The sequence below is a fragment of the Psychromonas sp. psych-6C06 genome (assembly GCF_002835465.1).
GTDB lineage: Bacteria > Pseudomonadota > Gammaproteobacteria > Enterobacterales > Psychromonadaceae > Psychromonas.
Map to the genome: position 1 here is coordinate 218521 of NZ_PIZM01000006.1, position 12311 is coordinate 230831.

A 12311-nucleotide genomic window follows, 5' to 3' on the forward strand; every position below is an offset into this window, starting at 1 on the left:
TTAGGTGGGTAAACGATAAGTGGAAAATAACATGGCATTTATAAAATATATCAAAACTTCTGCAATAAAACATTCAGCTTCAGCAATGATGGTTTCAGTGATGTTAGCCTGCTCAAGTAATGTGTTTGCAGAAACAACTTATTATGAAGAAAAAGGTTCAAATTTAATTGAAGCCAAATCTATTTTTGCAAAATATGGCATTGATAATGACTTACCTAAGCTTGGTGTTAGCTCATTAGTTCAGGGGGAACACTTGGTTGAACACGTACAGCGAGAAATTGATGTTGATGGAGAAAAGCACCTATCTCAAGTCTTTTTGATTAAAAAAACAGACGATAAAGGCAATATCGATTTACGTATTAAATATGACAGCGATAACCTAGATAACAATGAAAATGTCATTAATGAAATTGAAAAAAGTACGCGAATTCAATACCGCTTGCGTAACTGGGCGCAAAGTTATGATCCTACTTCGGTCAAAGCGATTGATAAAGGGAATGGTGAAGTTGAGGTTAGCTTTAATTACTCTAAATATGGATTACCTCAAGACATCGCATATTTTCGTTTCTTAAGTGTTGTCATTAAAATCGTTGATGGCCAACCAAAAAATATGATTATCACCAATAACAAAGCGTTTAAATTAAATGCTTATCAGGTTGAAAGCTACCGCCAGAAAATCACCTTCAGTACCTTAAAAAGTGGCAAATTAATTATCCATGAAAAGTATCTCGAGATGAAAGGCCGTAAAAAAAATAAGCCCGCTATTTTGACTGAAACCATCAAGCCAGTTGCTTTTTATGGAAATACTCATGAGATTGAAATATTAGATGAAGAGCGTCTTTCACAAATATCTGATCCGCGTTTACATGAAGAAAAAGTTGAAGTTAACAGAGTGTTTCCACTTATGGGCGACATGGTCAGACAGCAAGGGATCGACTTACCATTACCCTTCGGATTATCTGTCACTTATCGAAAGCAAGATATGAGTATACCAACTAATGACTTTGTTATCGGTGGAGTGCGTTTAAATGAGTTTTTTGATCCCAATGATACCTTTGCCAATGTTACTGCTGAAGCACTGACTTTACGTGGAGATGTCAACATTTTACCGTTTTGGAATACCTTCGGTTACTTCGGGAAAATTAATGTCGATGCCAATGTGGATGCTTCTTATACCGGCGAACCGGGACAAATCATTAAAGATAAATTGAATAATAAACTTGATGGTTTAGGGGATGCTTTTTGTAAAGGAGTATCGGTCTTATGTGATAAAGGACGCCTAGATGTGCCTTTGCACTTAGAGTACGACCTAATCGGGTTGGGCACAACATTATCAGTAGGTTACAAAGAATTTTTTGCTTCATTAACAGCTACCTACTCAAAAACGAGATTAGAAGGCTCGGATAATTGGGGAGATGGATTACTAACAGCTCAACCGATGCTTGGTTATCAATTAGTAGATTACCGTGCACAACTTATTGTTGGTGCGGAATACCAAGGCCTTAAAAATCGTATGCAAGGCACTGTTATCACTGGTGATATTGAATTCGATTATGACGTGGGTGTGGACTTAAACAGTTGGGCATATTTGGTTGGTTTTAACAAACAAATCGGCAAGCACTACAACATAACAGTGTTGTATAACAAGGGTGAAACTCGTGATTCATTGACTTTAAACCTAGGTTATCGCTTCTAATTTAGAAGGGGGGCCTGCGGTTAATTATCGCGTTGACAGATCATGTAGGAGTTGATCCTACAGATGTGATTATCTGTTTTTTGTTCGGCCTTATAACATGTACTCAACTTAATTCGACTCACCTTTGTGAATAATTATATTTTTGATGTGGATACTTTTATGACTTTTTTTACTCGTTCTTTATTAGCACTTGTTATTAGCTCTTTTGTTGTGGGGTGTGGTAACGAAGTAGAGCCAACCGTCCCTATGCCAGAAAAACCACCGGTGATTGAGCCTGAGCCTGCACGGCAAGAAATATTTCAAATTGGCAATGTAGAAGTGCTTGGTACTGTTGAATCTGTACTCATTAATGACCAGATGGGGAGCCAAAAATTGGTTAGCATTGATACCTTCAAAGGGATTCAATTTGCTACTCAGTCTCGTTTTCAACATAGCAAATACGTAACTATGGAAGAGACCCTTAATAGCGATGGTCAAGTAGATGCAACCAATTACGGTGCATCATGTCCGCAAGCACAAAACAAGACTACTCAAACGATTGACGAAGATTGTTTATATCTTAATATTTGGCGACCTAGTGGGGCTGAAAGCGGTAAAACGTTACCGGTCTATGTATTTATTCATGGCGGTGATTTTGAATACGGCTCTGGATCTGAGCCTGTTATTGAAGGCGATACTATCGTTGCGCAAGGTGCTGATGACAAAAAAGACTTTATTTACGTTAGTTTTAATTATCGTTTAGGGTTACTAGGAAGTTATTGGGTTGATGGCGCGAATAATACTGAAGGTGGAAACTTTGGATTAGGTGACCAAAAACGCGTATTAGAGTGGGTTTCAAATAATATTAGTAAATTTGGCGGTGATGCGTCAAATGTCACCTTAATGGGACAGGGCGCTGGTGCGATGTCAGTGGGTATTTTACAGAGTCAGTTTTCACAAGAAGTCGTCGCAGGTGAAACCTTTCAGCGCGCGATCATGCAAAGTAACCCCTATGGCTTTGAATATAAAAACGATGATGCAGCGAAAAGCTATCGTAAGTCAATCTGTGAAGAGTTCGATTTAACAAGGCCAATTTTTGGTTGTACGAATGATGCAGATGAAAAAATAAAAGAAAAAAGCATTGAGGAAATTTTAACCGCGCAAAATGAATTGTTGAACCCTGTTAATAAATTGGTTGATTGGTTAGCTGAGAATGTACTCGGTGGGAAAACAGCGACGCCAATGCATAACTTCATGCCGTTTGCTCCATATATTGAAAATGATGGCGATCAAGCTGGCTATCATTTTACCGAAGCACCTGCGCAAGGTGGATTAACAGTTGATACGGTGATTGGTAATAATGCCAATGAGGCAAATAGCTTTGCTATGTTACCTAGTTTAACTTTCTTAATTCCTCTCGTTATTTCAGAGTTATGTGATAACACGGACAATATTACAAGATTATCACTGTGTGGGGGGGACCCAATACTTGATGAGTCTGGGCAAGCACAGTTGGTCAAAGCATTGTCTAGGTGGTTAGATAATACTGATAATAAGCGTTATTTAGCACAAAAAGTATCACAAGTGTCGTTTGATAATGTGGCTAAAGAAACGGAACGCTTGACTGCTTATGGTGTTGTTACACAGTTGTTCTTTGGTTTGGGTAATCGTGAAAGTATTAATGAATTGTTGAGCTTAACTGATTATTACCCTGAATTAGAAAATGAGTTGGGTGGTTCAGTCGCGAATATGAAAATGTATAAAATGCTAATGAACGACTTACTTTTTAATGGGCCTGCACGTGAGATGGCTGCTAATAGTTTAGAGCAGGGTGGGGATGCGATCATGTACCAGTTTGAGGTGGCACCAAGCTTCAATATTTGGGGAGATCCATCAGAAGCGACTGATATCTTTAAGGCGATTGGTTGTATTAGTGGAGCCTGCAGCGGGTCAGAGCTTGCCTTTGTATTTAATAAAGCGTTACGTCTCGATGGCAGTGAAGTGAAACCAAGCAGTAAAGAGCTAGCATTAATGAATAAGCTGTCTCGTCTATGGTTTAGTGAAGCACTATTTCAAAGTGAGCATTACAACGCCAATAATGACAATGTCATCATCATTGAAGATTCTGGACAAATAAATACCGAATATGATTGGGATTTTAACAACCATCAGGGGATTGACCCATTGTTACGTAACGGACGCCTTGAAGGTCTAAAAGAATTAGAGCTCACACTTCATCATCTTTTTTAATCTCTTTTCATTTTCATCACACCAAAGGGAGCTTAGCTCCCTTTGGTGTCTATAAAGGTAGAGTTTGCAATGAATAAATTCCATTTTTCACTATTTTTGATGACGTTACTAAGCGCTATATTGACAGGCTGTGCGCAACCTTATCCAAATGTTGAGGAAGGGTTTGAAGAAAACTGGCAGAGTGAATCTTATCCAGCTCAAGTCTATTTGTTACCAAGTGCAGGCGCCGCTTATGCGCAACGTGTTGCTTTAATACGTACCGCCAAATCATCGCTCGAAATGACCTATTTCTCATGGGATAAAGATACATTAGGGCTGATGCTTCTTGATGAAGTAAAACAGGCTGCAGATCGTGGTGTGAAGGTGCGTTTAATTCTTGATGACCTATTAGTTTTTAATGAAAAATGGCTCGCAGAGCTTAATCAACATCCTAATATTCGCATTAAAATTTTTAATCCTTTTAGCGCACGTAAGAGTGGTTGGTTAGGTAGGGCAGTGAACTTTAGTCGCGATCAAAAAAAGCTTGATAACCGCCTGCATGAAAAATACTTCAATGTGGATCATGAATATATGATCTTAGGTGGCCGTAATATCGGTGATAGTTATTTTGGTTATAGTTCTCAAGCTAACTTCTTTGACATGGATGCACTATTTAAAGGGGCTGTTATTGAGGCGTTTGCAAAACATTACCAGACGATATGGAAAAGTGCCTACAGCGAAGGTATTGAACACCACATTAAGACTAAAGCGAATAATGCTTATGCGCAGTTCAATAAAGCATTACGTAAAACGTATAAAGAAAATGCAATCGTATTGGCCGATGTGAATCAACAAATTCAAACATTAGCGACACCTTATTTTAAAGAGGTGAAGGTTACGCCTATTTTTGATTCGCTACAAAAACTAGAAAACAATAACCCCTATTTTAGAATACGAGCAGAGCGCACTATTCAAAATCATATTGATAATGCCAAACAAGTATTGATCTCAACCCCTTATATTGTGCCTACTCAAGGTGAATTTTCAGTGATTGATCAGCTATTGAATAATCGCGCAAAGGTAACGTTATTGACCAATTCATCTGCGTCTAATGACTCTGGGTTTATTCCTGCCTATTACGACAAACATCGTAGTACGTTATTAGATAAAGGGGTGAATATTTATGAGTATAAAGATGATGCTATTAATGATGACCACCTTTATCATGTTGCTACTTATTACCACAATAAAACCATTATTCTAGACAATGAAATTACTTTTATTGGCTCTTCAAATTTTGATCCTCGTTCTGACTTTTTGAATATGGAAATAGGTGTTTTTATCGAAGGGGAGGGGTTTGCTAGCCAGGTTAGTGATTACTTATTAAAAAATAAAGAGCGGCTCTATTGGCAAGTCTCTCGTGACAGTGAAAATAACATTATTTGGCGCTCAGGGAAGTTACTACATCATGATAACCCAAACTATAGTAAGTGGCACGAAGTGACTAATTGGTTGTTTAGGAAAATGGATGCTGAGATGGAGTTATAGCTAAGTCTGCTCATCATACCAAATCCACTAAATAACTGATCATTTTTACTGGTTAAAAGAAGCTCTCTCTGCGTTAAAAATTTTGCAAATAGAACAACTATTTACTGTAACTTTCGCCTTGTGCTACCTCTTTTTTCCTACGTAAAATTTGAACACTATATTGGTGGAATTGTTATCACAAAAAGCTTCTACGGTGATGAGCGCAGAACATATTAGCTTTTGAATTGATCTCTTATCTCTAACGCAGACATTTTCAGTGAATCGATAATGGTTTGCTTTATCTCTCGATTGGATTTCGCATGTGGGCACCATAAAGAGATAGCAAATTTAAAACCTTCAGTCATTTCTGAAAAGTTAATTGCTTCAATATTGTCGGTAACATATTCAGATGCACTAATTATTTTGGGTAATAATGACCAACCTGCATCCATACTCACTAATTTAATGATAAGTGCAAGTTGCTCGACTTCTTCATGTAATGAGCTAAGTAATATTTTATCTTGCAGGTTCTCTTCGCGAAATGACTTTAAAATAAACTGTCGTTCAGTACTTAATACTGCGTGTGCCTCATTTGCTTTAAGCTGAGATAACCTTCCTCCTTTTTTAACGAAGGGTAAAAACTCAATATGTCCGAGAAAGGAAGCATCAATGCTGTTCATTGCTCGACTGTAATGTGTATTTACTAAAGCAAAGTCAATAGTGCCATCATTAATGCCTATTTTTAACTCTTGTTGGTTGCAGACAATAAAATTAACACGCATTAATGGAAATTCTTTGGCTAATTGTATGCGCATATTCGCAAGTACCCCGTGTGGAACAAAGCTGGGATAGGCAATAGTAATGTTTTCCATGGCACCAAAGGATAGGCTAAGTGCGACATTATCAAAAGTGCGGGCATGCTCAATAGTTTGCTTAGCATAGTGATAAAGAAATTCACCATCTTCTGTGGGAATTACCGTTCTGCCAACTCGTTCGAAGAGGGTTACTGCGAGTTGATCTTCAAGGTTAGTGACAACCTGACCAATAGTGGTTCTATGTTTATTTAATTTGACTGCTGCTTTACTAAAGGCGCGTTCATTATAGACGGTGACAAATGCTAACAATTGCTCAAAACTAAAGTTCATCTGATTTATCCTTAAAGCTGATATTTGTAATATATTCCATTGCTTAGGTGGTGTTGAACTTTGCCGTTTAAATATTCTTTAATACCACGCATTTTGAGCAAAAAAGCGGAATGCAGTTTAGTCATGTTAAGCGCAACAGGCCTTTTAATTGTGTATTGCATGCTGTTTGGCGAAGAAAATAGACAATAGATTGTTGCAAAAATAAACTTGAAAGATCAACAGCCCCTAGAAGATAATACAATATTTGTTGATTATCTAGCCACGAACAGAATAAGAGAGGTAATTGAGGCTTTTAACTTCATAGCAGGATAAGCAAAGCGACTTAACGGCACTATTTTCGCAGAAATGATACGTTAAATGAGCAATCAATAATCTGTGATAGCTAGATTGTTAATGACGCAATTTGAAGGTGGTCGCGGAAATATGCCAATATAAGCTATTGGCATTAATACAAGGCTTATCCTATTCGTTTGGGTTCGAAATCGTAAGTAGGCTCAACAAATTCATACTGACCGCTGATGATTTGTAATTCCCATAACTTTTGTTCTTGAGTATGCTTTAAAATACCATAAACGGCATTGTTAGTATGACGGAATGCAAGTACTGGTGACATATCTTTAGTAAGGCAAGCGGTGAATACCGCGGTAATTAAATCGCCTACACCGACAGGCGATTTATCAAACGGTAGCGATGGGCGTTGTACTAAATAGCAACTCTTAGGTGTCGCTAATATAGTGGTAAATTCTTTATCTGATATCGAGTGTAGGTTTTTTACTAGGATGATTTTGGGGCCTAATTCAATGGCTTTTTTACACGCGGTTACTGCGTCATAAATGGAATTTATTTCCATGCCTGTAAATTGAGCCAATTCAAATTGATTGGGTACAATAACATCAGCAAGAGGCATTAAATGTTCAGTAAGTGCCTCTGTTACCCCATCAGGCAAAATACAGCCTTTGTCAGGATCGCCCATCACTGGATCACAGACATAAAGGGCTTGGTGATTGGCTTGCTTTACCCTACGTACAGCCTCTGCAATCGCACTACACTGTTCTGGGCTACCGAGATAACCAGAAATGAGGGCATTACATTCGCTAAGTTTATCGATCTTGTCGAGCCCTTTAATGAGGGTGCGTATATCATCAGATCCAAACCGTTGTCCTGTCCAACCCTCTTGATATTGTGTGTGGTTAGAATATTGAACGGTATGAATAGGCCATACCTCTATTCCCATTCTTTGTACTGGAAAAACAGCCGCGCTATTTCCTGCATGGCCATAGCTAACATGGCTTTGTATTGACATCACTGCTTTCATTATTTTCTCTGAGTCTGTTGTATTTGAATTGATTTTAATGTGAATAGCTGTGCAGAGGTAATCGCCGATGTAGGATGTGATCCTCAAGTAGTAATGCTGAACATATTTTGCTGTTCAGCATTACCATACCAAAAACTGAAAAAATTCATAAAAGTAAGGATCTATTTCGCTTGGCATTTTATCTAACACTAAATTTTCAAGTATTAATGCTTGCTGATAAAACAAAAATAAGAGTAACAAAGTCATGCAATAGGCGATAGCCAATACTCTATTTGTTGTTTGTGAAAAGGGCGAGCGAAATAACGTGATTGCTGGGCCGATATAAATAGTCGCAATCCACACAATTGCACCTATCGATTTAATACCAACCTGAAATATTATCAATGGTGTGAGTTGTGGATCTTTTTCGATAGCATATAAAAATGTGTCATTTAATGGAGAAAAAAAGCCGGTGACAGTACAGGCCAGCCCTAAATACATTAGTAGATCACCTGCAATAAAAGACCAATGATCACAGACGCTTTTATTATTTATCGAGGTGGCGCTAATAAATGCAACGAGTGCAAGCATTGAGCTGGCTAGTGCGACTAGCAGTGCGATATCAGATCTAAAGTGAATCGCATGTTCAAAGCCGGTTAAAAAAACACCGCCTTGCATATTTATTAGTGTGGATATTTGAAAGGAGACAATAGCAATATTAAAGCCAACTACGGTTAAACGTGAGCGCATCACATTAATGGCAATTTGAGGTCGTGTCGTAGTATTCATACTCATTTATTCTCAAGTGGAAATGAAAATGCTAGCCCATAGCAAGCAATATAGCTTGCTATGGGCTAGCATGAGAGACTGTTTATTGTAGAGCTTGTTGTTGCAACCAGCTTCACCCTTCGCGTTCAATACAATAGGCTTTGTGTTGAACAAAATTTAAACGGCAAGGATCAACAGCCCCTTGTTAAGAAACGTAAAATATTAAGAAAATACCATAGCAATATAACCGAGAATCAAAACGACTGCAGAGGTCAAAGCATAGGGAACGGGGTAGGCGACAGCCGCAATACCGCTTTTAGATTGATCTTGAATACCGAACAGTGCAGGCGTGCTATTTCGTCCTCCAGCACAAGCACCCGCTAAAATAACAGGATTCATTTTTCTGAAATAATAGCCGTAAATCCAAGCAAGGAAGGGGGGGACTAAGGCGCCGAGTAATCCTAATACTGCAATCCAAATGACGACTGTGCCTTGGAAAGAAGACATGATTTTAGGGCCAACACCCGCTGCTAGTACAGCAACAAACATACTCAAGCCAATATCATTAAGAAACGATCTCGCCCCTTCACTGGTAGGGCCACCAAAGTCTGGGTTTCTAGTACGTAACCAAGACACTAAAATACCCATTAACATGCAGCCTGCAGAGGTACCTAACGCAAAAGGAATACCGCTAATTTCAACGCTGGCATGGCCTATTACAAAACCCACGAATAAGGCCAATGACATGAAGGAGACTTCAGTATAAGTACTTTCAATAATAGGTACCGCTTTTAAGGCTTCTGCCGCTTTATCTACACACCATTTAGGGCCAGCAAGTCTTAGGACATCCCCTTTTTCAACGATGGTTTTAGCAAGGTGGGGGATAGCAACGCCCGCGCGAAACATCGATTTAAGGTGTACACCAAAACCAATCTCAAGGCCGACTTGCTCTAATGTTTTACCTGCAAACTCGCTTTTACCCACATGAATGTCGGCCACTTCTATATCGACCATGCGTGCGCGAGGGTCTGAAACTTCATGACCTAGCGTTTTATCTCCCTTAAGCAATAAGCTGTAATCACCGATTACACCGACAATATCGCCCATTTTTAATTTAGGATCATCTTGTGCATCAATCACGTCATCATCGCGAATCACTCTCAAGATTGCCGCATGTGGATTTTTGCGGAATAACTGATGTACAGATTGCCCAACGAGTTCTTCGTGCTCAACAACATAGGCGCGAATTTGTTTGTCAGTAAAGCCTAAGATTGATGCACCAGCCGTACCTGGCAAAGCGCCACCGTCTTCGCCCACATTAAATTCACTTTCTGCTTTTTGCGCTTCAAGGACCGCATCGCGACCAAACATCTTCGGTAAATATTTAATTAACAAAATAATAAAGATTGAAGACAAGACATAACTGATTGCATAACCTGCCGCCATATTTGCGCCAACCATATCAGCAGTGACGCCTTCTGGTAGCGTGAAAGCACCAGTAGAAACGGCTGATTGTGCAACGCCCATTACAGCGGTCACGGTATAGCTACCAGAGATAATACCCGCAGCATAACCTGGACCAAGATCTAGTATTTTTACGCCTAAAAAGACGATTAAGAAATTAGAGAAAACAACGATGAGGCCAATTATAATAAAGTCCATGCCACCACGTGCTAAACCAGAGAAAAACTGGGGCCCTACTTTCATCCCTAATGCATACATAAATAACATTAAGAAAATGTCTTCAACTAAGCCGGGAATATTGTAAGTAATACCGTATAAGGCACTAGAAGCTAATGCGATTAAAATGCCTGTTACCAGTGTACCTGCTGTTGCGCCTAGTGAAATTCCGCCGACAGAGATTCGCCCAATAGGATAACCAATCGCTAAGGTTAAAAATAAGTAGGCAAAAGGGTTTTGAGCGAGGTAGCTTAGTGCCCAAGAAATTCCGCTGTGTGAGTCTGGCGCGACTGTCGCTGCATAGGCACTGCCAAAGAATAAAGAAGCCAGAAAAAATAGCCCTAAAACTAGACTAATAATATGTTTCGGAGGATTAGAAAATACCCCAATAATTTTTTTTTGTGTGTTCATGAGTTTGTCGCCTAACGAGTGAAACTAAAGGCAGTCAAGGACTGCCTTTAGTTTTATAACAATATGAAATGATGAATTAGCATTTACCGGAAGAAACTTTATGGAGATCATGTAGTTTTGGTGGTGTTGCATTACCGCCATGCTCCTCTAAGTATTCGCAAGCCATTTCAATATCACGAACCAAAATCTCGGCTGCATCTTTATTAAGGTGTGGTCTCACCACAATACGTAAGCTATTTACTTGTTGAGCATTAGCAGGCATTGAGTAAGCAGATAAAATCCAACCGTGTTCACGTACTTTGTTAGAGATATCAAACTCATTATATTTAGTAACAGACTCATCAAGCGTTAATGCAACCACAGGAATACGTTGCGTCTCGTTCATTATTTTGAATTTACCGGTCGCTAATAAACGATCACGGATGAACTCTGCATTTTCAACAGTTTTCTTCATGATGTTTGTATAACCTTTACGGCCAAGGCGAATGAAGTTGTAGTATTGCGCCATAATGGTGGCAGAGCTTTTACTAAAGTTCAGCGTCGCAGTTGCTGCTTCTCCGCCTAGGTAGTTAACGTAGAAGACGAGATCTTCATTGAATACTTTACGCTCACGGAAGATTATCCAACCTAACCCTGGAGGCACTAGGCCGAATTTATGTCCTGATGCATTAATAGATTGCACACGAGGCAGACGGAAATCCCATTCATAATCTGGGTACAAGAACGGATTTACAAAGCCACCTGATGCTGCATCGATATGCATTGGAATTGAGATACCTGTTTTTTCTTCGTAAGCATCTAACCAATCATGAATTGCTTGGAAGTCATCATCTTCACCGGTAAATGTTTGTCCTGCAATACCTACAACACAGATTGTATTTTCATCAACATACTCATCAAGTTGCTCTGCTGTTAAACGATATTGTCCTGGTTTTAATGGCACGATGCGTGGCTCAACGTCGAAATATTTTAAGAATTTTTTCCATACTATTTGTACATTGCCACCAGTTACCATGTTTGGTTTTGAGCTATCTTTACCTGCTTTTTCTCGTGCTTGGCGCCAGTTCCACTTATGTGCTAAACCTGCCAACATGCAAGCTTCCGATGAACCAATGGTGGCCGCACCGTAGGCTTCAACATCTTTTGGGCCATTCCATAATTCGTGTAACCAATTCACACATTTTTCTTCAGTAGCTTTGGTATGTGGATACATATCTGGGTCAGCAAAGTTTCTAAATGAACCATCTTTGAAAATTTCAGCTGCTTCTGGCTCCATAAATGTAGTCACAAAAGAAGAAAGATTTAGCATTGGATTAGCATCTGTCCAGCATTCGCTTTTGATCACTGCAGCCGCTGCGCGAGCGGCCATTCCTTCTTCTGGAAACTCTTTTGGTAATTCAATATTGAACTGTTCGAACATATTTAAATCTGCGTGTTTTTCAATTGACATGATTTTTCCTTTGTATTGTTTAAATGAAATATAATATTAGTTTGTTAAATGCCACTTATTGGTGGCGACTGAATTAAGGTAGGGCCATATTAGATAACTTTTTCACAGCATAACAATCTCAATTGAATGACC

8 protein-coding genes are annotated in these 12311 nt (G+C 39.1%); 3 read left to right on the forward strand and 5 right to left on the reverse strand.

Annotated elements, in window-relative coordinates; all coding sequences use genetic code 11:
• Positions 1-31 precede the first annotated feature (31 nt).
• From CW745_RS09570 to CW745_RS09580, 3 genes are all read left to right on the forward strand, one after another.
• Entirely contained in the window at positions 32-1696 is a 1665-nt protein-coding gene (locus CW745_RS09570) for a hypothetical protein (RefSeq protein ID WP_101108426.1), read from the forward strand.
• Between the two features lie 159 nt (positions 1697-1855).
• Positions 1856-3925: a carboxylesterase family protein gene (locus tag CW745_RS09575; RefSeq protein WP_101108427.1), complete on the forward strand. Its 2070-nt coding sequence runs from the start codon at positions 1856-1858 to the stop codon at positions 3923-3925.
• 69 nt (positions 3926-3994) lie between these two features.
• A complete protein-coding gene (locus CW745_RS09580) occupies positions 3995-5452 on the forward strand; it encodes a phospholipase D family protein (protein ID WP_101108428.1) in 1458 nt (485 codons plus the stop codon).
• 212 nt (positions 5453-5664) lie between these two features.
• Here CW745_RS09580 and CW745_RS09585 read toward each other — a convergent pair whose 3' ends face one another.
• The 5 genes from CW745_RS09585 to CW745_RS09605 all read right to left on the reverse strand — a co-directional run bounded on the left by CW745_RS09585 (position 5665) and on the right by CW745_RS09605 (position 12179).
• The gene (locus CW745_RS09585; RefSeq protein ID WP_101108429.1) at positions 5665-6576 is read right to left on the reverse strand and encodes a LysR family transcriptional regulator; all 912 of its coding nucleotides are present in this window, start codon (positions 6574-6576) and stop codon (positions 5665-5667) included.
• A gap of 457 nt (positions 6577-7033) precedes the next feature.
• Positions 7034-7891: a pyridoxal kinase PdxY gene (gene pdxY, locus CW745_RS09590; RefSeq protein ID WP_101108430.1), complete on the reverse strand. Its 858-nt coding sequence runs from the start codon at positions 7889-7891 to the stop codon at positions 7034-7036.
• A 120-nt stretch (positions 7892-8011) separates the two neighbouring features.
• A complete protein-coding gene (locus CW745_RS09595) occupies positions 8012-8665 on the reverse strand; it encodes a hypothetical protein (protein ID WP_202973183.1) in 654 nt (217 codons plus the stop codon).
• 195 nt (positions 8666-8860) lie between these two features.
• Complete coding sequence (locus CW745_RS09600) at positions 8861-10729, reverse strand: transporter (RefSeq protein ID WP_101108431.1); 1869 nt, start codon at positions 10727-10729, stop codon at positions 8861-8863.
• A gap of 76 nt (positions 10730-10805) precedes the next feature.
• Complete coding sequence (locus tag CW745_RS09605; protein ID WP_101108432.1) at positions 10806-12179, reverse strand: glutamate decarboxylase; 1374 nt, start codon at positions 12177-12179, stop codon at positions 10806-10808.
• Positions 12180-12311 lie beyond the last annotated feature (132 nt).

Coding starts and splice junctions, on each gene's coding strand:
- CW745_RS09585 (WP_101108429.1), bottom strand. CDS start 6,576: ATGAACTTTAGTTTTGAGCAATTGTTAGCATTTGTCACCGTCTATAAT.
- CW745_RS09605 (WP_101108432.1), bottom strand. CDS start 12,179: ATGTCAATTGAAAAACACGCAGATTTAAATATGTTCGAACAGTTCAAT.
- CW745_RS09570 (WP_101108426.1), top strand. CDS start 32: ATGGCATTTATAAAATATATCAAAACTTCTGCAATAAAACATTCAGCT.
- CW745_RS09595 (WP_202973183.1), bottom strand. CDS start 8,665: ATGAGTATGAATACTACGACACGACCTCAAATTGCCATTAATGTGATG.
- CW745_RS09600 (WP_101108431.1), bottom strand. CDS start 10,729: ATGAACACACAAAAAAAAATTATTGGGGTATTTTCTAATCCTCCGAAA.
- pdxY (WP_101108430.1), bottom strand. CDS start 7,891: ATGAAAGCAGTGATGTCAATACAAAGCCATGTTAGCTATGGCCATGCA.
- CW745_RS09580 (WP_101108428.1), top strand. CDS start 3,995: ATGAATAAATTCCATTTTTCACTATTTTTGATGACGTTACTAAGCGCT.
- CW745_RS09575 (WP_101108427.1), top strand. CDS start 1,856: ATGACTTTTTTTACTCGTTCTTTATTAGCACTTGTTATTAGCTCTTTT.